At 67.6% G+C, this 22,065-nt stretch carries 19 protein-coding genes and 1 tRNA gene; 10 read left to right on the top strand and 10 right to left on the bottom strand.

All coding sequences use genetic code 11. The features are described 5' to 3' along the window. Positions 1-111: 111 nt before the first annotated feature. A complete protein-coding gene (locus L810_RS34920; protein WP_021162883.1) occupies positions 112-828 on the bottom strand; it encodes an SDR family oxidoreductase in 717 nt (238 codons plus the stop codon). A gap of 133 nt (positions 829-961) precedes the next feature. On the opposite strand from L810_RS34920, the gene L810_RS34915 reads away from it, so the two are divergent. Further along, positions 962-1,957: a LysR family transcriptional regulator gene (locus L810_RS34915; RefSeq protein WP_021162882.1), complete on the top strand. Its 996-nt coding sequence runs from the start codon at positions 962-964 to the stop codon at positions 1,955-1,957. An 8-nt stretch (positions 1,958-1,965) separates the two neighbouring features. On the opposite strand, the gene L810_RS34910 is transcribed toward L810_RS34915, so the two are convergent. Next, entirely contained in the window at positions 1,966-2,703 is a 738-nt protein-coding gene (locus L810_RS34910) for an SDR family oxidoreductase (RefSeq protein WP_021162881.1), read from the bottom strand. Between the two features lie 103 nt (positions 2,704-2,806). Between L810_RS34910 and L810_RS34905 the strand changes: the two genes are divergently transcribed. The 3 genes from L810_RS34905 to L810_RS34895 all read left to right on the top strand — a co-directional run bounded on the left by L810_RS34905 (position 2,807) and on the right by L810_RS34895 (position 6,195). Continuing rightward, positions 2,807-3,775: a LysR family transcriptional regulator gene (locus L810_RS34905; RefSeq protein WP_021162879.1), complete on the top strand. Its 969-nt coding sequence runs from the start codon at positions 2,807-2,809 to the stop codon at positions 3,773-3,775. A gap of 150 nt (positions 3,776-3,925) precedes the next feature. Further along, a complete protein-coding gene (locus L810_RS34900) occupies positions 3,926-5,314 on the top strand; it encodes a nucleobase:cation symporter-2 family protein (RefSeq protein WP_042977444.1) in 1,389 nt (462 codons plus the stop codon). 455 nt (positions 5,315-5,769) lie between these two features. Next, positions 5,770-6,195 carry an NUDIX hydrolase gene (locus L810_RS34895; protein ID WP_021162877.1) on the top strand — a complete coding sequence of 142 codons (426 nt, stop codon included), beginning with the start codon at positions 5,770-5,772 and terminating at the stop codon, positions 6,193-6,195. 76 nt (positions 6,196-6,271) lie between these two features. Here the strand turns inward: L810_RS34895 and L810_RS34890 are convergent, their stop codons facing one another. Continuing rightward, positions 6,272-6,484: a hypothetical protein gene (locus L810_RS34890; protein ID WP_021162876.1), complete on the bottom strand. Its 213-nt coding sequence runs from the start codon at positions 6,482-6,484 to the stop codon at positions 6,272-6,274. A gap of 388 nt (positions 6,485-6,872) precedes the next feature. Here L810_RS34890 and L810_RS34885 point away from each other — a divergent pair, with 388 nt between their 5' ends. The 6 genes from L810_RS34885 (at position 6,873) to L810_RS34860 (ending at position 12,387) form a co-directional block, all read left to right on the top strand. Beyond that, entirely contained in the window at positions 6,873-7,853 is a 981-nt protein-coding gene (locus L810_RS34885) for an AraC family transcriptional regulator (protein WP_224051379.1), read from the top strand. 91 nt (positions 7,854-7,944) lie between these two features. After that, a complete protein-coding gene (locus tag L810_RS34880; protein WP_042977455.1) occupies positions 7,945-8,511 on the top strand; it encodes a carboxymuconolactone decarboxylase family protein in 567 nt (188 codons plus the stop codon). After that, a complete protein-coding gene (locus L810_RS34875; protein WP_021162873.1) occupies positions 8,508-9,587 on the top strand; it encodes an acyl-CoA dehydrogenase family protein in 1,080 nt (359 codons plus the stop codon). The genes L810_RS34880 and L810_RS34875 overlap by 4 nt, the downstream gene beginning before the upstream one ends. After that, positions 9,584-10,348: an ABC transporter ATP-binding protein gene (locus L810_RS34870; RefSeq protein ID WP_021162872.1), complete on the top strand. Its 765-nt coding sequence runs from the start codon at positions 9,584-9,586 to the stop codon at positions 10,346-10,348. The genes L810_RS34875 and L810_RS34870 overlap by 4 nt, the downstream gene beginning before the upstream one ends. A 28-nt stretch (positions 10,349-10,376) precedes the next feature. Then, positions 10,377-11,567, top strand: a complete 1,191-nt coding sequence (locus L810_RS34865) for an ABC transporter substrate-binding protein (protein ID WP_021162871.1) — start codon at positions 10,377-10,379, stop codon at positions 11,565-11,567. Beyond that, complete coding sequence (locus L810_RS34860) at positions 11,539-12,387, top strand: ABC transporter permease (RefSeq protein ID WP_042977440.1); 849 nt, start codon at positions 11,539-11,541, stop codon at positions 12,385-12,387. Before L810_RS34865 ends, L810_RS34860 begins: the two co-directional genes overlap by 29 nt. Positions 12,388-12,414: 27 nt before the next feature. Here the strand turns inward: L810_RS34860 and L810_RS34855 are convergent. The 7 genes from L810_RS34855 to fdnG all read right to left on the bottom strand — a co-directional run bounded on the left by L810_RS34855 (position 12,415) and on the right by fdnG (position 21,952). Continuing rightward, positions 12,415-12,510, bottom strand: a tRNA-Sec gene (locus tag L810_RS34855). A gap of 32 nt (positions 12,511-12,542) precedes the next feature. After that, positions 12,543-14,468 (bottom strand): selenocysteine-specific translation elongation factor, encoded by a 1,926-nt coding sequence (selB, locus tag L810_RS34850; protein ID WP_021162869.1) that lies wholly within the window; start codon positions 14,466-14,468, stop codon positions 12,543-12,545. After that, positions 14,465-15,904, bottom strand: a complete 1,440-nt coding sequence (selA, locus tag L810_RS34845; protein WP_042977439.1) for an L-seryl-tRNA(Sec) selenium transferase — start codon at positions 15,902-15,904, stop codon at positions 14,465-14,467. The genes selB and selA overlap by 4 nt, the downstream gene beginning before the upstream one ends. A gap of 73 nt (positions 15,905-15,977) precedes the next feature. After that, positions 15,978-16,913 carry a formate dehydrogenase accessory protein FdhE gene (gene fdhE, locus L810_RS34840; protein ID WP_175851567.1) on the bottom strand — a complete coding sequence of 312 codons (936 nt, stop codon included), beginning with the start codon at positions 16,911-16,913 and terminating at the stop codon, positions 15,978-15,980. 419 nt (positions 16,914-17,332) lie between these two features. Then, a complete protein-coding gene (locus tag L810_RS34835) occupies positions 17,333-17,959 on the bottom strand; it encodes a formate dehydrogenase subunit gamma (RefSeq protein ID WP_021162866.1) in 627 nt (208 codons plus the stop codon). Continuing rightward, positions 17,956-18,870 (bottom strand): formate dehydrogenase subunit beta, encoded by a 915-nt coding sequence (fdxH, locus tag L810_RS34830; protein ID WP_021162865.1) that lies wholly within the window; start codon positions 18,868-18,870, stop codon positions 17,956-17,958. The genes L810_RS34835 and fdxH overlap by 4 nt, the downstream gene beginning before the upstream one ends. 10 nt (positions 18,871-18,880) lie before the next feature. After that, entirely contained in the window at positions 18,881-21,952 is a 3,072-nt protein-coding gene (gene fdnG / locus L810_RS34825) for a formate dehydrogenase-N subunit alpha (RefSeq protein WP_155836438.1), read from the bottom strand. Positions 21,953-22,065 lie beyond the last annotated feature (113 nt).

Genomic DNA, 22,065 nt, shown 5'->3' with positions numbered 1-22,065 from the left:
TATTGAATCCGCACGGTCTTCGCAGAGCCGGCATCGGGCCGCAAAAGGCCCGGCGAATCCCGCGCCCCGATCACGAGGCGGCGGATCGCAGCGGGGAGCCCGCCGCGACGATTACCACGGCACCGTGCGCCCCAGATAGTCGAGATATTCGAGCCCCGGGCGCGCCCGCTTGGCGACCAGCACGTCGACGAGGCTCGGCACGCTTTCCTCGATCGTCAGGCGCGCATCCGGCCCGCCCAGCTCCGTGCGGACCCAGCCGGGCGCCATCAGCACCATCGCACGCCGCGTATCGGCATGGCGCGCCGCGAAGCTGCGCATGAACTGGTTCAGCGCGGCCTTGCTGCCGCGATAGACCTCGCGCATCCCGCTGACGTTGTTCGCGACGCTGCCCTGCCCCGACGACATCGCACCGATCAGGCCGTCCGCGGTCACGCAATCCTGCAGCGTCTCGATCACGCGCATCGGCGCCAGCGCATTCGTGACCATCACGCGCACGAACTCGTCGGTCGTCACTTCGCCGATCGTTTCGGTCGGCTCGTTCGTCGTTCCCGCATTCACGAACAGCATGTCGAAGCGCCGGCCCGACAGCCGCTTGCGCAGCGCCGCCAGTTGCGCCGGCTCGCAGATGTCGAGCGTCTCGATGTCGAGCCGGCCGTCGAACCGGTCGGCGAGGTCATGCAGCCGCGTGCGCCCCGATCCTTCGCGCACGGTGCCCGTGACGCTCCAGCCCTTGCCCAGGAATTGCTCCGCCATCGCGAGCCCGAGGCCGCGCGAGGCCGCGACGAGCAGGATCGTCGGTGCGTTTTTACTCGATACAGTCGATTGCATGGTGTCCGCCTTTGCCGGGTTGCGTCATGCAGCCACTATAGGTGCGCATCACGACAGGCACCAGACGCACCCGACTCAAACCATAGTTGCACCAAACGCCATGTCACATCGTCCGGTGGCGTATCCTGTCGCCATGGAAGACATCGACCTGAACCTCGTCACCGCGCTCGACGTGCTGCTGTCGGAAGGCAGCGTGACCGGCGCCGCGCGCCGGCTCGGCCTGAGCACGTCCGCGATGAGCCGCACGCTCACGCGGCTGCGGGTGTCCACCGGCGATCAGCTGCTCGTGCGCGCCGGGCGCAAGCTCGTGCCGACGCCGCACGCAGCCGCGTTGCGCGACCGCGTGCACGCGATCGCAACCGATGCGCGCGCGGTGCTGCGGCCTGCAACGGCCGACGTGGATCTGGCGACGCACGCGTCCACGTTCACCATCCGCGCGGCCGCATCGTTCATGGAAATGCTGTCCGGCCCGGTGGTCGCCGCACTCGGCGAAATCGCGCCGCAGGTGCGCATCCGCTTCGTCCCGAAACCCGACCGCGATCCGCAAGCGCTGCGCGACGGCGCCGTCGATCTGGAAATCGGCAAACGCGGCGACGATGCGCCCGAACTGCACACACGCATGCTGTTTCACGACTGGCACGTCGCGGTGGCACGCGCCGGGCATCCGCTGTTCGCATCGGGCAGGATCACGCCCGCGCGTTATGCGGCCTGCCGTCACGTGATCGCGTCGCAGCTCGGCGATTTCGGCGGGCCGGCCGACGACCCGGCCGGCGGGGACGGCCAGGGCGACACCGTGCGCGTCGTCGTACCGGGCTACCCCGATGCGATGCGTGTCGCGGCCAGCACCGACCTGATCGCGCTCGTGCCGCGCTCGAGCCTCGGCAACGCGTTCTCGCCTGGGCTTACGGACGCCCTCGGGCTGCGCAGTTTCGAGATCCCGGTGCGCCTGCCCGGGATCCTCGTTTCCGCGCTGTGGCATCCGCGCATGCACGGCGACCCCGTGCATCGCCGCCTGCGCGATGCGGTCATCGCCGTCTGCCAGCGCGCGTATCCGGATTCCCGCACACCGCACACATCGCACACATCGCGCCCGCCGGCACGCCGCACCGGCTCGCGCGCCGCAGGCTGACACGCGGTTCAGACCAGCCGGCCGCCGCCGTCGATGTGCAGGATCTCGCCGTTCATGAAGCCGTTGCCCAGCAGGAACGCGATCGCCTCCCCCACTTCATCGGCACGCCCGACCCGGCCGCCGGGCAAAGCCGACGCCGCACCCGCGAGAATCGTGTCGCGCGCTTCCGCGCCGAACGCGTCGTAGAGCGGCGTCTCGACGAAGCCGGGCGCGACGACGTTCACGCGAATCGGCTTCAGTTCCAGCGCGAGCGACTGCGCCAGCGCCTCGACGCCGCGCACGGCGGCGGCGATGACGGACGTGCCGTGGGCGGCCGGACGATCCGACAGTTGCCCGCCGGTCAGCACGATCGAGCCGGTTGCCGGCATCAGCGGCAACGCGGCCCGGATCGCGTAGACCGGCCCGGCGATACGTTCCTGCAGCGCGGCGAGCAAATGATCGGGATCGGTCTCGTTCAGCTTGCCCGCAATGAACCGGCCGGCCGTGACGACCAGGTGATCGACGCGCGTGAGCGCGTCGAATACGGCCTGCACCGCCTGCCGGTCCGCGATGTCGGCCACCGCGATGCGCGCGCCGCCGATCGCTTGCGCGGCGGCCTCGAGCTTCGCGCGGGTCCGGCCGACCAGCGTGACGCTCGCGCCTTTCGCCTTCGCGGCGGCCGCGGCCTCGAGGCCGATTCCGGAGCTTCCGCCGAATATCACGACGTGCGCACCGTCCAGTGCCGAAGATTGCGTTGCCTCGTTCATGTCGACTCCTCATCAGGGATTGAAGGTTCGCAAACGTTAGGTCATTCTCCATTGCGCAGGAACGTGGGAGACTTGAATAGGGTTCATTCCAAAAAGGAATAAGATGGAATCGCTGCGATCCATGCGCGTGTTCGTCCGCGCCATCGAGCTCGGCAATTTCTCGGCGGTCGCGCGCGAGGAAGGTACCGGCCAGCCGACGATCAGCAAGATCGTCGCCGCGTTCGAAAAGGAACTGGGCGTCCGCCTGCTCGAACGCTCGACCACGAGCCTCGCGCCCACCGACGAAGGCCGCCGGTTCTACGATCGCTGCAAGCGCGTGATCGACGAATACGCGAGCGCGGTGGCCGAGGTGCGCGGGCAAACGGTGCGGCCGGTCGGCAAGCTGGTCGTCAATGCGCCGCTGGGGCTGGGCGAGCTGAGGCTGAATGCGCTCGTGCTCGAATTCCTCGCCGCATGGCCGGAGATCGAGGTCGAGCTGCAATTGACCGATCGCGTGATCGACCTGGTCGAAGAAGGCGTCGACGTCGCCATTCGCCTCGGCCACCTGCTGCCGCCGGATGCCGTGGCGCGCCCCATCGCGTCGTCGCCCCGCCTGCTGGTCGCCACGCCGAAGTACGTCGCGCAGGCACCGAGGCTCCGCCGGCCGGAAGACCTGGCGCGGCACGCGTACGTCGGCTACGCACGCGCGGACATCGGCAACGAACTGGCATTCGCCCGCGGCGACGAGCAGGTCGCCGTTCCGGTGCGCGGCCGGTATCGCGTAAACAGCTCGATGGCGCTGCGGGAATGCTTTCTCGCCGGGAACGCGGTGGGCAGCGGGCCGGCGTGGCTGGTTCAGGACCTGATCGACAGCGGTCAACTCGTCCGGTTGCTGCCGAAGTGGGACATGGTGCCGCCGCATGCGCTGCACCTCGTGTATGCGTCGCGCCGGTATCTGCCGCTCAGGACCCGCACGTTCCTGCAGTTCATGGAGCAGCGGATTCCCGGGCTGCCCGGGTTCCATGCGACGACCGCCGCGACCGCCAACTCGGCCGCCAATTCGGCCGCGCGCGCATCGCGGCGACCCCGCTGACCGGCGGGCGTCGCGGTCACGGCCGCCCGGGTGCCGAACCGCCACCGTTTTCCCGATCCGCCGAATTCCCTCTATTGCGGCGCCCCCGGCGGCGGCGGCAGGCCGTTCGGCTAAAATGCCGCACTTTCCACCTTGTCCGGCCCGCTCGCCATGCAACCCGCCTCCTCCGCCCAACCCGCCGCCCATGGCGCCGACGCCGCAGGTGCGGCCCGCGACCTCGTCTACGGCCCGAACGACCGGCCGGCGCCGATGGTCGCCTTCATCGCAGCGCTGCAGCACCTGCTGGCGATCATCGTGCCGATCGTCACGCCCGGCCTGCTGATCTGCCAGGCGCTCGGCGTGTCCAGCCGCGATACGACCCTCATCGTGTCGATGTCGCTGGTGATTTCCGGCATCGCCACCTTCGTCCAGTGCAAGCGCTTCGGCCCGCTGGGCGCCGGCCTGCTGATCGTCCAGGGCACCAGCTTCAACTTCGTCGGCCCGCTGATCGCCGGCGGCAGCCTGATGGTCAAGCAAGGCACGCCGGTCGAAACCGTGATGGCCGCGATCTTCGGCGTCGTGATTGCCGGGTCGTTCGTCGAAATGGGCGTGTCGCGCATCCTGCCGTTCGTGAAGCGCCTGATCACGCCGCTCGTCACCGGCATCGTCGTGCTGCTGATCGGCCTCACGCTGATCAAGGTCGGCCTCATCAGCATGGGCGGCGGCTTCGGCGCGATGGCCAACGGCACCTTCGCGAGCGCGGAGAACCTGACGCTGTCGGGCCTCGTGCTCGGTACGATCATCCTGCTGAACCGCGTGCCGATCGTGTGGGTGCGCAGCACCGCGCTCGTCATCGCGCTCGTCATCGGTTATCTCGCGGCCGCGTTCCTCGGCCGCCTCGACTTCACCGGCATGCACCAGGCCGCGCTGTTCCAGGTCCCGACGCCGCTGCACTTCGGCATCGGCTTCTCGTGGTCGCTGTTCGTGCCGATGCTGATCATCTACCTCGTCACGTCGCTCGAAGCGATCGGCGACGTCACGGCCACCAGCAAGATCTCGAACGAGCCGGTCGAAGGCCCGGTGTGGATGCAGCGGATCAAGGGCGGCGTGCTCGTCAACGGCGCGAACTCGCTGCTGGCCGGTGTGTTCAATACGTTTCCGAGCTCGGTGTTCGCGCAGAACAACGGCGTGATCCAGATCACCGGCGTCGCCAGCCGCCACGTCGGCATCTGGATCGCGGGCATGCTCGTGGTGCTCGGCCTGTTCCCGGTCGTCGCCGGCGTGTTGCAGGCCGTGCCGGAGCCCGTGCTCGGCGGCGCGGCGATGGTGATGTTCGGCGCGGTGGCCGCATCGGGCATCAACATCCTCGCGGGCGTCCAGCTCGATCGCCGCGCGCTGCTGATCATCGCGGTGTCGCTCGCGCTCGGCCTCGGCGTGTCGCAGGTGCCGGACATCCTCAACAGCCTGCCGCACGCGCTGAAGAACGTGCTGGAATCGGGCGTGGCGACGGGCGGCATCTGCGCGCTCGTGATGAACTGGTTCCTGCCGGAAAAGAAGTAAGCGGATGAGCCCCACGACGCGCGGTACGCCTGACGGGCCGCACCGCGCGTCGTACCGGCCGGCACCCGCGGCGCCCGGTGCGGACAACGCGATCGGCGTATCGCTAACCGGCCGACTCCGCTCGCGCCACCCGTTGCCCCGATTCCACGCGGCGCCGCGGCGCGCCTGGAACCGCTCGGCCGCTGTCGCCGGCATCACCGGTTCCCGTACGAACGCCGCATCGGAGAATTGCAGCAGCGTACGCACGACAGCCACCACGTCGTGAACCGGCTGCAGCCCGCCATCGCAAGGGCGTCCGGCGCGGCACCAGCCACCAGCCACACCCCACGAAACGCGCACGCCGAACTGCGCTTTTGACGTACCCCGGGGTTATCGACCCCGTGTCGGCGGCGATCAAAGGTCAAACCCGGTCATGCCGCCTTGGCCGATCGATTTGTGCTGGTTAGAATCACGACATGCCCCGAGCCCCTGCCCCCAACAACGCCCCCGAGACGCCCGCCGTCCCCGTCAAGGAACGCGCGACCGTCGTCTGCTACCGCGGTGAACGAGTCCTGCTCGTCGCCCGCGCGGCGTCGCGCTGGGCCCTTCCCGGCGGCACGATCAAGCGCGGGGAATCGCCGCTCGAAGCCGCGCATCGCGAGTTGTCCGAAGAAACCGGCATAACCGGCCAGAATCTCGTCTATTCGATGCAGTTCACCGGGCTCGCAAAGATCCATCACGTGTTCTTCGCGGAAGTCGCCCCGGACCAGACGCCGCAAGCGAACAACGAGATCGAGAAATGCAAGTGGTTTCCGATCGACGGCGTCGACGGATTGCGCGCAAGCATTCCGACGAAGCGAATCGTCGAACTCGTCCATCAACACGAAATCCGCAAGGCGTAGCGCGCGACGGACGAGCGCATCGGTCGGCCGGCGGCCGGCTCGAGTCGCTGGTCGTGAACCCGCGACGCACGACCGCTCAGTGCATGCGTTTTCTGCGCAATTCGCGCGTGGAATAGACAACGAGGAAGATGCCCAGCATCGCGGCACCGGACGCCATGAAGTCGTTTGCGCTACCCGAACCGTGCAGGGACGCCGGGAATATGCCGAGACTCAATCCTGCGGCCGCGAGAAGCAATCCTGCAGCCACGCCCCAGATCGGTCCGGTGGTCTTGTCGATTTTATTTTGCATGCAGCACCCGTCTACAGTCATTACCTGAACGGTATCGGCAAAGAACGCCGCGTCTACCTTCAGTGATTCCACTATAGCCCGGAAAAAAATCATTGAAGCTTTAGTGCTTCTACCGATCAAGTTTTATCGATCGCGGCCGCCCGGGCGAGTTGTTGTCAAAGATGCCGCTCCGGATTGCAGTCTCGGTGTCCAGCAAACGTGCCCGGTATCGCCGACGTCGGTACCCACACATCCGCGAGTGGCCGGAACGGATCGGCAATCCGGCTCGGCCGAGCCGGCGCCGGCCACCGAAGAACGCATATGCCGCACGCCCATATGCATTCCACGATCGCTTGTTTTACCGCACAACGTCGCGGCGCTAAGCTCGGAACCCGCCGTCGACTTCCCAATGGCTTCCCCGCCTTCGCCCACCATGCCGAACTCCGCCGACCAGGCCGCCGACTGGCTGCTCTCCGGACTCGAACTGCGCAGCACGCTGTTTCACGTGGGCCGGTATTGCGGCGTCTATCGCGCATCGACGGCCGGCCATCAGCGCGCGAGCTTCCACCTCGTGCTCGAAGGCGCATGCTGGTTGCACCTGCCCGCCCGGAACGGCCGCGCCGCGCACAGCACGCGCCTCGTCGCCGGCGACGCGGTGTTCCTGATGCACGACATGACGCATTGCCTGACGCCCGACGCGATTGCGCCGTCCGACGACGAATACACGGTACGGATCGGCACGATGACGCCGCTTGCCGAGCCGGCGTCATCACCGGGCGACGTCGCGCTGGCATGCGGTTTCTTCGAGTTTCGTTCCGATCTTGGCGACGCGATCGCCGGCCTGCTGCCCGACCACCTCCTGGCGCGCCACGACGACGCGAAGCTGGCGGGCGCGCGCACGCTGTTCGACCTGATCCGCACCGAAGCGGCGCGTGCCCAGGATGCACCGTCGCCGCTCGTCAATCGTCTGACGGATGCGCTGTTCTTCTATGCACTCCGTGCCGTCGCGAGCAGCGACGACTTTGCGCCGGGCCTGTGGTCGGTCATGCGGCGCGCCGAATTTACGCCGCTCGTCGGCGCGATCATCGAGAAACCCGGCGACGACTGGACCACGCACACGATGGCCGCGTTTTGCCACATGTCCCGCGCGCGCTTCTGCAAGCAGTTCGCGCAGGCATGCGGACAGCCGCCCGCGCAGTTCCTTGCGCTGCTGCGCATGAAGGTCGCGGCCGAGATGCTGCGGCAGGGAGCATCCACGCTCAGCACGGCCGAGCATGTCGGCTATCAGTCGGAATCCGCCTTTGCGCAGGCATTCAAGCGCGTCACCGGCCTGCCGCCCGGCACCTGCCGCCGCGCCCCGGAGCGCACCGGCGCGACACCCGTGCATTGACGCGAGACAAACGCGCATGAAACAGAGACGGCCGCGCATTGCCGGCTCGACCGGCGCCGCCAACAATGACGGCTTTCCGATCGAGGATGCCATGAGCCGCCTGCCCCTCCAAACCGTCGAAAGCGCGCCCGAAGCCAGCCGCCCGTTTCTCCAGAAGTCGCAAGCCGCCAACGGCTTCCTGCCGAATCTCGTAGCCGCGCTCGCCAATGCACCGGTTGCGCTCGAAACGTACCTGACCGTCGGTGAAATCAATTCACGCAGCGGCCTCACGCTGGCCGAGCGCGAAATCGTGCAGATCACCGCCGCCGCCGTTCATGGCTGCGGTTTCTGCGTGGCCGGCCATACGGCCGTCGCGCTGAAGAAGGCGCAATTGCCCGCCGCGCTCGTCGACGAGGTCCGCGCGCAGCGCCCGTTGTCCGACGCGCGCCTCGATGCGGTCGCCGCGTTCACGCGCGACGTGATCGCGACGCGCGGCGCCGTGTCCGACGAAGCGCTCGCCGCGTTCAAGGCGGCCGGCTACAGCGATGCCGGCGCGCTTGAAGTGGTACTCGGCGTGAGCCTCGCGACGCTTTGCAACTTCGCGAACAACCTGGCGCGCAACGAACTGAATCCGCAGCTCGAAGCGTATCGCTGGGAGCCGACGGCGCGCGCAGCATGACCGCGCCGGCGAGCTCCGATGCGTTCGACGCATGGCTCGAAGCAAATGCCGACGCGCTCGACGTCGACTCGTCGCGTGCGGCGGACATCCTGCCGCAGCTGGTGCGCTCGCGCACCGTCGCCGTCGGAGTGCCGGAGGTCATGGGCGGCACGGGCGGCACGATCGCGGACGCGATCGACACGGTGGCCGCCGTCGCGCAACGCTCATTGACGGCCGCATTCGTGCTGTGGGGACATCGCACCTTCATCGAATACGTACTGCAGAGCGACAACGACGCGCTGCGCGCGCGTTGGCTGACGCCGCTGCTCGACGGCGAAGTGGCGGGCGCCACCGGTCTTTCGAACGCGATGAAGTACCTGTCCGACATCGAGCCGTTGCAGATGCACGCGGCCCGCAGCGGCAACGCGTTCGTGCTGAACGGCAGCCTGCCGTGGATCACGAACCTGCGGCGCGAAGGCTTCATCGCCGCGGCCGCGTTCGATCACGACGACGGCACGCCGCCGTCCGTCTTCGCGATTCCGCATGACGCGCGGGGCGTCGAGCGCAGCGACGATCTCGACCTGATCGGCCTGCGCGCGAGCAATACGGCCGCGCTGCGCGTGAGCGATACCGTCCTCGACGAATCGTACCGCCTCGCCGCCGACGCACCGGCCTGGCTCGCGCGCGTGCGCCCGGCGTTTCTCGGCTTGCAATGCGGGATGTCGATCGGGCTGGCGCGGCGCGCGTTGCTGGCCACGCTGGATGCCAGCGCGCCGTCGCGCGCGTCGCTCGGCGCGGAAATTCGCGAACTCGAAACGACGCTCGCCGATCAGGCCGCGCAGTTGAAGCGCGGCGTGCTCGACGGCACCTTCTTCCGCTCGCCCGCGACGATGTTCGAACTGCGCATCGCGCTCGTCGAGACCGTCTCGCAGGCGGTCTCGCTCGAAGTGCAAGCGACCGGAGGGCGCGGCTATCTGCGCGGCCAGAGCGGCAGCGCGCGGCGCGTGCGCGAAGCGTCGTTCATCCCGATCGTGACGCCGAGCCTCGTGCAGTTGAAATCGCAGCTCGCGCGGCATCGACGGGCGGCGGCAGCATGACGCAAGGCGCGCATATCGTCGCGAACGGCGTCACGTTGCGGTACGGATCGCGCAGCGTGCTGAACGGCGTCGACCTGTCGGTTGCGCCCGGCGAACTCGTTGCGCTGCTCGGGCCGAGCGGTTGCGGGAAGTCGTCGCTGCTGCGGGCCATCGCCGGCCTGACGCGAACCGCATCCGGCACGATTCGCGTCGATGGCGAGCCCGTCGACGGCCCGCGCCCGGAGGTCGCCCTCGCGTTTCAGGACCCGTGCCTGCTGCCGTGGCTCACCGTCGAGCGGAACGTGGGGTTCGGGCTGACCTTCGCGCGTCAACCGCACCTGACACGTGCAGACCGCAAGGAACGCGTGACGAACGCTTTGGCCGCCGTCGGGCTCGATCATGCACGGCACGCGCTGCCTTCGCAGTTGTCGGGCGGCATGGCACAGCGCGCCGCGCTGGCGCGCTGCCTCGCGCGGGCGCCGCGCGCGCTGCTGCTCGACGAACCGTTCGGCGCGCTCGACGAAGTGACCCGCGCCGACATGCAGCAGCTCCTGATTGCCGCGGTGCGCAACACCGGCGCGTCTGCGCTTCTCGTCACGCACGATATCGACGAAGCGCTGCTCGTCGCCGATCGGATCGTGCTGCTCGGCAAGCGCGGCACGCTGGTGGGACGCTGGACCGTCGAACTGCCGCAGCCGCGGCACACGCAAGTGCGCTCGCTCGGCGAGCTGCGCATCTCCATTCTCCAGGCGCTGCAGAACTCGATTTCAGCAGCCGCCTGAATCCGGCCGATACCAGCGGGGAATCCTCATGTGCAACGTACCGATGTCACGACGCGAATGGCTGAAGCTCGCGTCGCTCTTTACCGTCGCGGGCGCGGCGCCGCTGCTGAAGGCATCCGACGCGCGCGCGGCAGCCGATCCGAATGCGCCCGTGCGCATCGGCTACCTGCCGATCACCGATGCGGCGCCGCTGCTCGTCGCACACAACAACGGCTACTTCGACGCGGCCGGCATCCAGGCGGAGAAGCCGACGCTGCTGCGAAGCTGGGCGCAGCTGGTCGAGGCGTTTCTGTCGGGACAGGTCAACGTCGTGCATCTGCTGTCGCCGATGACCGTGTGGGCGCGCTACGGCAGCAAGGCGCCCGCGAAGGTCGTCGCATGGAATCACGTGAACGGCTCTGCGCTGACGGTTGCGCCCGACGTGAACACCGTGGCGGACCTCGGTGGCAAGACGGTTGCGGTGCCGTTCTGGTATTCGGTGCATAACGTCGTGCTGCAGGACCTGCTGCGTGCGCAGGGTCTCGCGCCCGTGCTCAAGCAGTCGGGGCAGCCGGGACCGAAGGAAGTCAACCTGGTCGTGATGGCGCCGTCCGACATGCCGCCCGCGCTGGCGTCGAAAAAGATCGCCGGATATATCGTCGCCGAGCCGTTCAATGCGGCCGCCGAGCAGCTGAACATCGGCAAGATTCTCCGCTTCACGGGCGACGTGTGGCGCAACCACGCGTGCTGCGTGATCTTCATGCACGAGCAGGACCTGACGCAACGCGCGGCGTGGTCGCAGAAGGTCGTCGATGCGATCGTCAACGCCCAGCTGTGGACGCGCGCCCATCCGCAAGAGGCGGCCAGGCTGCTGTCGAAGGAAGGCCCGAACCGCTACACGCCGCATCCTTCGCAACTGCTCGCACGCGTACTCGCGCCGCAAGCAGCCGATCAGGGGCGCTATCTCGGCGATCGCGCGATCCAGCACGCGAACTGGGGCGTGAAGCGCATCGACTTCCAGCCGTATCCGTATCCGAGCTATACGGAAGAACTCGTACGCCGGTTGAAAACGACCCAGGTGGAAGGCGCGAGCCAGTTCCTCGCGTCGCTCGATCCGAAACGGGTCGCCGGCGATCTGGTCGACGACCGGTTCGTGAAGAAGAGCATCGAAGCGCTGGGTGGCTTGTCCGCGTTCGGCCAGGATGGCGGTTATGCACGCAAGGAGACGATCGTTGTCTAGCGTGCTCGTTCGGGAAACGTCGGCGGCGGCGCGGCGTCCGGTGCCCGGGTCCACGCACTGGCGCAGCATCGTGCTGGGCGGTGCGGGACTGGCGGCCGCCCTGGCGCTGTGGTGGCTCGCCGTTACGCTGCTCGCGGGCCACAACGCGATGGCCGCGCAGTTCGCGCCGCAGCGTGCGTTCGAAGTGCTGCCGTCGCTCGTCACCGAGGATCAGCTGCTCGTGCATGTGGCGACCAGCCTCAGGCGCATCGCCGTCGGGCTGGCGTGGGCGCTCGTGGTCGGCGTGCCGTTGGGATTCGCGATCGGCCGTCTGCGCTGGCTCGAACGGACGCTGTCGCCGACGCTGCAGTTTCTTCGCATGATCTCGCCGCTTTCGTGGATGCCGCTTGCGGTGATGTCGCTCGGCGTCGGCGATCGCGCGGTGTATTTTCTGCTCGCTTTCGCCGCGGTGTGGCCGCTGGTGATGAGCACCGCATCGGGTGTCGCGCATCTCGACCGGCGCTGGGTCCAGCTTGGCGAAAGCCTTGCCGCGACGCGCGCGGAAATGCTCTGGCACATCTACGTGCCGGGTATCGCCGCGCATGTGCTCACCGGCGTGCGCCTCGCGATCGGCATCTTGTGGATCGTGCTGGTCCCGGCGGAAATGCTCGGCGTGAGCGCGGGGCTCGGCTATCTGATTCTCGACACGCGCGACCGCCTCGCGTATTCGGAGCTGACGGCCGTGATCCTCGTGATCGGCGTGCTCGGTTTCCTGCTCGATCTGGCCGCGCGCGCGGTCGCGGCCCGGCTGTCGAGCGATATGCCGGGGGGTGATCGGTAGATTCCGGAGAGTCGGGGATGCGTTGCGTGGCGGAAGGCAGCAGGAGTCGAACCTACCCAGGAGCGTCTGACGCCCCTAACCGGATTTGAAGCCCGGCCGTACCACCGGATACGAATGCCTTCCGTCGTGGGAAAAAAACAAAGAACAACGAGCGCCTACGCCTGAATACCCGCCCAACCGCTGTCAGGCCGCAGGAAGTGAAGATCGCGGTGGAAGCGAGTATACCCAACCCGGTCGAAGAACTCGAGAATCTGGATCGCACGCTTGCGGCCGAGCCCCGTCGCGTCGCGGAACGTCGCGGCATCGAGCCCGCCGTCGCGCGACGGCGCGAGATGCGCAACCAGTTCCGCGAGCTCGCGCACGACGTCCGCGTGATAGAACAGGTCGCGCACGACCTGGTGCACGTCGCCGCGCCGTGCGAGCTTGCGCAGCACGGTACGCACCGCGTCCTCGGCCGCCCCGGTGTCGCGAGCCAGGTCGCGCACCCACGGCGGATCGAAGCGCCCCGCATGAATCAGCGGCAGCAGTTGCTGCGCCAGCGCTTCCTCGCGCGGCTCGAGGCTCACCGAATGCGACGGCAGGTGCAGCCACGGCCCGCTTCGCGCCACTTCGCCGCCGGTCACCAGCGCATCGACGAGCGCGCGCCACAGCGCATCGCCGGCGAGCGGCGCCGCCATCCGTCGTAGCCGCGCCCCGTCGAGCCCCTGCTCGTCGGGCATGCGCTCGTGATACGCGCGCAGCGTATCGATCGCCCGCGTCTGCAGCGCACGCCAGTGCGCATGCGCAATCACCGTTCCGTCATTCGACGCGGCGTCGCGCTGCCCGATCGCCAGCGCGTCATCCGGCAAAACCAGCGCGTTCGGCGCAAAACCCGTCAGATGCGTGAGCATCGCGCGCGGGACACCGAGCGGCGCCTGCGCGAGCAGCGCATCGAGACGCCCGGCGTCAAGCCATTCGGCAAGCGCGTCGAGCCACGCGCGGCGCTGCGGCGTGCGACGCTTGCGCGCCGGCCCGAACGGGTCGAGCACGCGGCCGCCGCCGACCGTGCGCGTCGCCTGCGGATTGCGGACGATGAACCGATCGCCCGGCAACGCAAACACCGGCTCGTCGAATACCAGTTGCACGCGCATCCGCTGGCCGGCCGCAAGCGTATCGCCGTCGAGCAGCGCGACATGCGCGACGCGATGCAGCGTGCCGAGATGCACGTGCAGCGGTGCCCAGTGCGTAAGCGTCAGCCCCGCATCCGCGAGCAACGTCAGTTCGACGTCGAGACGCGGCGACGTCGCAACGAGCCGCGCATCGGCCACGGTATCGCCGCGCTCGACATCGGCCTTGTCGACCCCGGCCAGGTTCAGTGCGCAACGCTCGCCCGCGCGGCCGGCATCGACCGGCCGGTTCTGCGCATGGATGCTGCGCACGCGCGCCGCGCCGCCCGCGCGCACGATCGCGAGCGTATCGCCGGTCGCGACGCGGCCCGCGAACGCGGTGCCCGTCACGACGGTGCCCTGCCCCGAGAGCGTAAACACACGATCGACCGCGAGCCGGAACAGCCCGTCGTCGCGGCGTGCGCGCCACGCGATCGCCGCGTCCGCCAGATGACGCTTCAACGCGGCGACACCTGGATCGTCCACGGCCGTCGCCTGCGTTTCGAAGATCGGCACGCCGGCCAGCGTCGAATCGTTCAGCCATGCGGCGATCTCGTCGCGCACCTCGGCCACGCGCGCGGCGTCGACGCGATCGCACTTCGTCAGCGCGACGGCGCCATGCGCGACGCCGAGCAGTTGCAGGATCGCGAGATGCTCGCGCGTCTGCGGCATCACGCCATCGTCGGCGGCAATCACGAGCAGCGCGAAGTCGATCCCGCATGCGCCGGCCGCCATCGTGTGAATCAGCTTCTCGTGGCCCGGCACGTCGATCAGGCCGAGCACGTCGCCGTTGTCGAGCGGCGTATACGCATAACCGAGTTCGATCGAGATGCCGCGCGCCTTCTCCTCCTTCAGGCGGTCGGTATCGACGCCCGTCAGCGCGCGCACCAGCGTCGTCTTGCCGTGGTCGATGTGTCCGGCGGTACCGACGATCATGCAGCGGGCCCCGCGAGCGGCACGCATTGCGCGACGAACGCCGCCTCGTCGGCCGCTTCGAGGCAGCGCAGGTCGAGCCGCAGCGCGTTGTCGGCCACGCGGCCGATCACCGGGCGCGGCCATTCGCGCAGCCGCTTCTCGAGCTGCGCGAGCGCGCGGCCGCCGCGCTTGCCGTCCGCCGTGCGCACGACGAGCCCGGCGCTCGGCAGCTGGTCGACCGGCAGCGCACCGCTGCCGATCTGGCTGAACATCGGCTCGACCGCTACGTCGAAACCGCCGCCGAGCGCGGCCTGCAGCGCCGGACGCACGCGTTCGGCGGCCTCGGCGATCTCGCCGTGCGGGCGCGTCAGCAGGCGCAGTGTCGTGAGCCGGTCGCGCAGGAACTCGGGGGACTGGTAGAGGCGCAGCACGGGTTCGAGCGCCGCGAGCGTCAGCTTGCCGACGCGCAGCGCGCGCTTGAGCGGATGTTTCTTGATCTTCGCGATCAGCGCGCGATCGCCGACGATCAGGCCGGCCTGCGGCCCGCCAAGCAGCTTGTCGCCGCTGAACGTGACAACGTTTGCGCCGGCGGCGACGGTTTCCTGCACGGTCGTCTCGTGCGGCAGGCCCCATTGCGTCAGGTCGGCGAGCGTGCCGCTGCCGAGATCGACGGCGACCGGCAGCCCGTGCTCGCGCGCGAGCGGCGCGAGTTCGGCGAGCGACGTCTCCTTCGTGAAGCCGCTGATCGCGTAGTTGCTGCAGTGCACCTTCATCAGCAGCGCGGTGCGCGGGCCGATTGCCTCCGCGTAGTCGCGCAGATGGGTGCGGTTGGTCGTGCCGACTTCGCGCAGCCTGGCGCCCGCGCGGCTCATGATGTCGGGGATGCGGAATGCGCCGCCGATCTCGACCAGCTCGCCGCGCGACACGACGACTTCCCGCTTCGTCGCCAGCGCCGACAGCGCCAGCAGCACGGCCGCCGCGTTGTTGTTGACGACGGTCGCGGCTTCCGCGCCCGTCAGTTCGCACAGCAGATCGTCGATCAGGTCGTCGCGATCGCCGCGGCGGCCCGTCGCGAGGTCGAATTCGAGGTTGACGGGGCGCGTGAGCGCGTCGACCACCGCGCGCACCGCGTCGTCGGGCAACAGCGCGCGCCCGAGGTTCGTGTGCAGCACGGTGCCCGTCAGGTTGAACACGGTGCGCACCGCGCCCGCGCTCTGCGCAGCCAGCGCGCGCGCGACGGCCGCGGCGATGCGCGGTTCGTCGAGCGGTTCGGCGCCCGCCGGATCGTGCTGCGCGGCGGTACGCCAGCGTTCGAGCTCCGCGCGCACGGCGTTCAGCACGCGCGTGCGGCCGTAGTCGGCGAGCAGCGGTTGCAGCGGTGCCGACGTCAGCACGCGCTCGACCGACGGCACACGCGCCAGCACGGCATTCAGTTCATTCAAACCGGGTTCGGTCACGTCGTGGTGGCTCCAGTCTCATGCTTCGCAGTCGGCCGGCGCCGGCGCTCGCGCGCCGCCCCGGCCGACGTCGTCAATCCGCTTCCTGCGCGACGTCCGGCCACAGCAGCGGGTTCGGCGAACTGCGCTGGTAACCGGCCTCGTTCATCAGCAGGTCGAGCGTGAGGCTCGCGAGATCGTCCGCCAGCGGCTCGAACTCGTAGTCCTTGTCCTGGTAACCGATCTTGCGATAGGTCTTGCACTCGTCGCACGATTCGGCCTTGACGGCTTCGCTGCCGCCCTCGATCCCGTGATACGCGATGCCTTTCGTCGAATCGCAGTGCGAGCACTTCGTGCGCACCATGTGCCACTCGGTCGTGCACAGCCCGCATTGCAGGAAACGGTAGCCCTGGTACTGCCCGCCGACCCGCACGACGCTCGCGACCGGGTGCGTGCCGCACACGGGGCACAGCCCCGGCTGGTCGAGATACGGGACGTCGGCCGGCGCAACGCAGCTTGCGAGATCCGTCCAGACGACCTGCAGCGCGGCCATCAGGAACGGCGCGGTGGCCGGATCGACTTCGGCGAAGCGCAGCGCGAGGATCGCGTCGGCTTGCGCGTCGAGTTCGGCGGGCGCCATCAGGCGCAGCCGGTCGAGCAGCTTCGCGAGCTGCGGGTTGACGAGCCCGGCGCCTTCGACGCGGTCGAGCAGTTCGTACAGCACGGCACGCCATTGCGGGTTGCGCTCGCCGTCGAGCGCCGGTATGAGCGGCATCGAATGCTGCTGTGCAAGCGCGATCGCTTCCTTCGACGGCAGCGGCAGTTCCAGCGCCTGCAGCGTCGCGTGCTGCGCATCGGCGACGGTGGCCATCAGCCGCAGGTAGCCGCTGATCGGGTTCAGGTCGGCCAGCTTGCGCAGCCGCGCGGCGCGCGCCGAGAACGCGGTGGCGCGCTCCGGCAGGCGAAAGCGCGGGATGGCCGAATGATCGAGTGTCGAGATCTCGGTCGGTTCGAGGATGCGTTGTGTCACAAAAATGTCTTCCAAGGGGTCTGTTTGCGCATGGAACGCGCATGCGTTGCCACGAGAACGGCCGCTCGCGAGGCGCGCGACGCCGCGCATACTGACGTATTCGCAAGGAGCGCAACGCGGCGAGCGGCCGTTCTCGTGGCAACCCCAAATTTAAAAAATACATGCCACGGGAATGCCCGAAATCGCCCGTATGGCGGCGTCGCTCGTCGCTTGTTTGGCTCGGCCAAACGGCGCTCCTCACTTCTTGCCCTACGCCCCGCAGGAAGTCCCCTTGGGGGACGAGCGATTTCGGGCATTCGCATGCGCGTTCCATGCGCAAACAGACCCCAAACAAGCGCCGACGCATCGGCGCTTTCGGGCGATTCCGGCGGTTGGCGGAACGGCCCGCCGCAACTGGCGAGCCGCCCCGCTCCGGTGCGTTATTTCACGCTTTCACGGAACCACTTCGGGTGATGCTTGCGAGCCCAGCCCAGCGTGACGGTACCGCGCACCATCGCGCCGATCGAGCCCTTCACCCACAACGCCGCGTAAATGTGCACGATGATGCTCGCGATCAGCACGAAGGCCGCCACGGCATGCACGACAGCGGCCGCGCGGATCACCCCGATCGGGAAGTAGAACGAGAAGTAACGCCGCCAGATCACGACTCCCGACAGCAGGAGCAGCAACAGGCACGCCACCAGCGTGAAGAATAGCAGCTTCTGCCCGGCGTTATAGCGCCCGACGGGCGGCAGCTTGTCTTCCTGGTTGGTCAGCACGTCGCCGATCTGCTTCAGCCATTGGCGATCGTCCGCATCGAGCGCGTTGTGGTGCCAGAAGCGCACGACCAGGATCGCGAACGACACGAACATCACGAGGCCGACGAACGGATGCAGGATCCGCGTCCACTGGCCGCCGCCGAACAGCGCGGTCAGCCAGAACATCGACGGATGAAACAGCGCGAGCCCGGACAACGCGAGCAGCACGAACGTGATCGCGGTGATCCAGTGGTTCGTGCGCTCGTTCGGCGTGTAGCGGACGATCAGGTTGGGGTCGTCGTGGTTCATTTCGCGTCCTCCTTGATGCGTCGCGCCTCGTCGCGGGCGGCGGCTTCCTCGTCGTCGGTGACCTCGTTCGGACCGACCCGCGTGTAGTGGAAAAACCCGGCCAGCGCGGTCAGCGCGAGGCCCGCGACCGCGAGCGGTTTCGCAATGCCCTTCCACAGCTTCACCATCGGGCTGATCGACGGGTTGTCGGGCAGCCCGTGGTACAGCGACGGTTTATCGGCATGGTGCAGCACGTACATCACGTGCGTGCCGCCGACGCCCTGCGGGTCGTACAGCCCCGCATGCTCGAAGCCGCGCTCCTTCAGGTCCTCGATCCGCTCGGCCGCGTGCTGCTTCATGTCCTCCTTGGTGCCGAACACGATCGCGCCCGTCGGGCAGGTCTTCACGCAGGCCGGTTCCTGGCCGACCGCGACGCGGTCGGAACAGAGCGTGCACTTGTACGCGCGATGATCCTTCTTCGAGATCCGCGGAACGTTGAACGGGCAACCGGTCACGCAATAGCCGCAACCGATGCAGTTCTCCTCGTGGAAATCGACGATCCCGTTGTTGTACTGCACGATCGCGCCCGGCGACGGGCACGCCTTCAGGCAGCCCGGATCCTCGCAGTGCATGCAGCCGTCCTTGCGGATCAGCCACTCGAGGTCGCCCGCCGGGTTCTCGTATTCGGCGAACCGCATCACCGTCCACGAATGCTCGGAGAGGTCGGCCGGGTTGTCGTACACGCCGACGTTGGTGCCGACTTCGTCGCGCAGGTCGTTCCACTCCATGCATGCCGTCTGGCATGCCTTGCAGCCGATGCACTTCGATACGTCGATCAGCTTCGCGACGCTCCCGGTCACCGGTTCGCGCACCGTGGGCGGTGGCGTCGTGGTGGCCGAGACGCGCTTGATATCCAGCGATTGCAATGCCATCTCTTTCCCCTTACGCCTTTTCGACCTTCACCAGGAACGACTTGAATTCCGGTGTATAGGAGTTGCCGTCACCCACGGACGGAGTCAGGGTATTCGCGAGATAGCCGGGCTTCGCCACACCCTTGAAGCCCCAGTGCAACGGGACACCGACCGTCTGGACCTTCTTGCCGTCGACCATCAGCGGCTTGATTCGCTTCGTGACGAGGGCGACCGCGATGATGTAGCCGCGCTTGGACGACACCTTCACGCGATCGCCATGCACGACGCCGACTTCCTTCGCGAGGTCTTCGCCGATCTCGACGAATTGCTCGGGCTGGATGATCGCGTTCAGCCGCGCATGCTTGGTCCAGTAGTGGAAATGCTCGGTCAGCCGGTACGTGGTCGCCGCGTGCGGGAACTCCGGTGCCTGGCCGAACGACGCCCGATCGTCCGGGAACACGCGGGCGGCCGGGTTGTTCAGCGCCAGCGGGTTGTTCGGGTGCAGCGGGTTCGTGCCGATCGGCGTTTCGAACGGCTCGTAGTGCTCGGGGAACGGGCCTTCGTTCATCCCCGCACGCGCGAAGAAGCGCGCGACACCTTCCGGATTCATGATGAACGGCCCCATCCCGTTTTCGGGTGGTTCGTCCGCCTTGAAATCGGGGATGTCGGCGCCCTTCCACGCGCTGCCGTTCCAGCCGATCAGCTTGCGGGTCGGGTCGAACGGCTTGCCGCTCACGTCGCACGATGCGCGGTTGTACAGGATCCGCCGGTTCGCCGGCCAGGCCCACGCCCAGTTCAGCGTCTGGCCGATGCCGGTCGGATCGGAGTTGTCGCGCCGCCCCATCTGGTTGCCGGCCTGCGTCCAGGCTCCGCAGAAGATCCAGCAGCCGCTCGCGGTCGTGCCGTCGTCCTTCAGCTGCGCGAACGCGGCCAACTGCTCGCCTTTCTTCACGAGCGTCTTGGCCGGATCCTTCGGATCGGGCTGGTCGGCGAGCGCCTTCCCGTTGAATTCCATCGCGAGTTCTTCGGGCGTCGGGCTTTCCGGGTTCGCGTACGGCCAGGTCAGGTTGACGATCGGATCCGGATACTTGCCGCCGTCCGTCTGGTACATCTTGCGCATGCGCAGGAACAGCCCCGACATGATCTCGAGGTCGCTGCGCGCTTCGCCCGGCGGCTCCGCGCCCTTCCAGTGCCATTGCAGCACGCGGCTCGAACTCACGAGCGAACCGTTTTCCTCCGCAAAACACGTGGTGGGCAGACGGAACACCTCGGTCTGGATCTTCGACGCATCGACGTCGTTGTAGTCGCCGTGATGCTTCCAGAACTCGGACGTCTCGGTCGCGAGCGGATCCATGATCACGAGCCACTTGAGCTTCGCGAGCCCTGCCGCCGTCTTCACCTTCGACGGCGCCGCCGCGAGCGGGTTGAAGCCCTGGCAGATGTAGCCGTTCATCTTGCCGGCATTCATCAGCTCGATCGCCTGCAGCAGGTCGTACTGCTTGTCCAGCTTCGGCAGGTAGTCGTAGGCCCAGTTGTTCTCGGCGGTCGCCGCGTCGCCCCACCAGGACTTCATGAAGCTGACGTGGAACGCCTTGTAGTTCTTCCAGTAGCTCAGCTGGTTCGGCCGCAGCGGCTGCTGCACGCGCTTCTTGATGTAGCCGTCGAAATCCTGCTCGGCCTGCATCGGCAGCGTCATGTAGCCCGGCAGCAGGTTCGACATCAGCCCGAGGTCGGTCAACCCCTGGATGTTCGAGTGGCCGCGCAGCGCGTTCATCCCGCCGCCGGCGATGCCGATGTTGCCGAGCAGCAGCTGCACCATCGCGCCGGTGCGGATGATCTGCGCGCCGATCGAGTGGTGCGTCCAGCCGAGCGCGTACAGCACCGTGCCGGCGCGGCCGGGAACGGCGGTGGTCGCGAGCATCTCGCACACCTTCAGGAACTTCTCCTTCGGCGTGCCGCAGACCTGCTGGACCATGTCCGGCGTATAGCGCGCGTAATGCTGCTTCAGCAGGTTGTACACGCAACGCGGGTGCTGCAGCGTCGGGTCGACCTTCACGAAGCCGTCGTCGCCGCGCTCGTAGTCCCAGCTCGATTTGTCCGGGTACGCGTGTTTCTCCGCGTCGTAGCCGGAATAGATGCCGTCGTTGAACGCGAAATCCTCGCGCACGATGAACGAGAAGTCCGTGTAGTTCTTCACGTACTCATGCTGGATCTTGTCGTTCGTCAGCAGATAGTTGATCACACCGCCCAGGAAGACGATGTCGGTGCCGGTGCGGATCGGCGCGTAGTAGTCGGCCACCGAGGCCGTACGCGTAAAGCGCGGGTCGACGACAATCAGCCGCGCCTTGCGGTGCGCTTTCGCCTCCGTTACCCATTTGAAACCGCACGGATGGGCCTCGGCTGCATTGCCGCCCATCACGAGAATCACGTCCGCGTTCTTGATGTCGACCCAATGGTTCGTCATCGCTCCACGGCCAAACGTCGGGGCAAGACCTGCCACCGTCGGGCCATGTCAGACACGCGCCTGATTGTCGAATGCGAGCATCCCGAGACTGCGGACCGTCTTGTGCGTCAGGTAGCCGACCTCGTTGCTGCCCGCCGACGCGGCCAGCATGCCGGTCGTCAGCCAGCGGTTGACCTTCGCGCCGTCCTCTGCCGTCTCGACGAAGTTCGCGTCGCGGTCGGCCTTCATCAGCTTCGCGATCCGGTCGAGCGCGTCGTTCCACGAGATCGGTTCCCACTTGTCCGAGCCGGGCGCGCGATACTCGGGGTGCGTCAGGCGGTTCGGGCTGTGGATGAAGTCGATCAGGCTCGCGCCCTTCGGGCACAGCGTGCCGCGATTGACGGGATGGTCGGGATCGCCTTCGATGTGGATGATGCTCGGCTGCGCGTTCTTCGCGCCGTCTCCGAGGCTGTACATCAGGATGCCGCAACCCACTGAACAGTATGGACAGGTGTTGCGCGTTTCGACGGTGCGCGCCAGCTTGTACTGTCGGACTTCGGCGAGCGCTTCGGACGGAGAGAAGCCCATCAGGGCTAGACTCGATCCGGCAAGCGACGTAGCCGTCACCTTCAGGAACTGGCGCCGGGACATTTGGAGCATGGCTGGTCTCGGCGTTATTGTGGGGGTGAGGAAACTGAAAGGAATTATAGACAGTTCGCGCAACTATGTTCGAATCTTCGGATCAATACTGAATTGTCTGATTACCAACGATG

Source organism: Burkholderia sp. AU4i (genome assembly GCF_000466765.1).
Taxonomy (GTDB): Bacteria; Pseudomonadota; Gammaproteobacteria; order Burkholderiales; family Burkholderiaceae; genus Burkholderia; species Burkholderia cepacia.
The sequence above is the reverse complement of the archived record's forward strand: the minus strand, read 5'-3'. Positions and strand labels throughout refer to the sequence as shown.

Coding starts and splice junctions, on each gene's coding strand:
- L810_RS34920 (WP_021162883.1), bottom strand. CDS start 828: ATGCAATCGACTGTATCGAGTAAAAACGCACCGACGATCCTGCTCGTC.
- L810_RS34915 (WP_021162882.1), top strand. CDS start 962: ATGGAAGACATCGACCTGAACCTCGTCACCGCGCTCGACGTGCTGCTG.
- L810_RS34910 (WP_021162881.1), bottom strand. CDS start 2,703: ATGAACGAGGCAACGCAATCTTCGGCACTGGACGGTGCGCACGTCGTG.
- L810_RS34905 (WP_021162879.1), top strand. CDS start 2,807: ATGGAATCGCTGCGATCCATGCGCGTGTTCGTCCGCGCCATCGAGCTC.
- L810_RS34900 (WP_042977444.1), top strand. CDS start 3,926: ATGCAACCCGCCTCCTCCGCCCAACCCGCCGCCCATGGCGCCGACGCC.
- L810_RS34895 (WP_021162877.1), top strand. CDS start 5,770: ATGCCCCGAGCCCCTGCCCCCAACAACGCCCCCGAGACGCCCGCCGTC.
- L810_RS34890 (WP_021162876.1), bottom strand. CDS start 6,484: ATGCAAAATAAAATCGACAAGACCACCGGACCGATCTGGGGCGTGGCT.
- L810_RS34885 (WP_224051379.1), top strand. CDS start 6,873: ATGGCTTCCCCGCCTTCGCCCACCATGCCGAACTCCGCCGACCAGGCC.
- L810_RS34880 (WP_042977455.1), top strand. CDS start 7,945: ATGAGCCGCCTGCCCCTCCAAACCGTCGAAAGCGCGCCCGAAGCCAGC.
- L810_RS34875 (WP_021162873.1), top strand. CDS start 8,508: ATGACCGCGCCGGCGAGCTCCGATGCGTTCGACGCATGGCTCGAAGCA.
- L810_RS34870 (WP_021162872.1), top strand. CDS start 9,584: ATGACGCAAGGCGCGCATATCGTCGCGAACGGCGTCACGTTGCGGTAC.
- L810_RS34865 (WP_021162871.1), top strand. CDS start 10,377: ATGTGCAACGTACCGATGTCACGACGCGAATGGCTGAAGCTCGCGTCG.
- L810_RS34860 (WP_042977440.1), top strand. CDS start 11,539: ATGCACGCAAGGAGACGATCGTTGTCTAGCGTGCTCGTTCGGGAAACG.
- selB (WP_021162869.1), bottom strand. CDS start 14,468: ATGATCGTCGGTACCGCCGGACACATCGACCACGGCAAGACGACGCTG.
- L810_RS34835 (WP_021162866.1), bottom strand. CDS start 17,959: ATGAACCACGACGACCCCAACCTGATCGTCCGCTACACGCCGAACGAG.
- fdxH (WP_021162865.1), bottom strand. CDS start 18,870: ATGGCATTGCAATCGCTGGATATCAAGCGCGTCTCGGCCACCACGACG.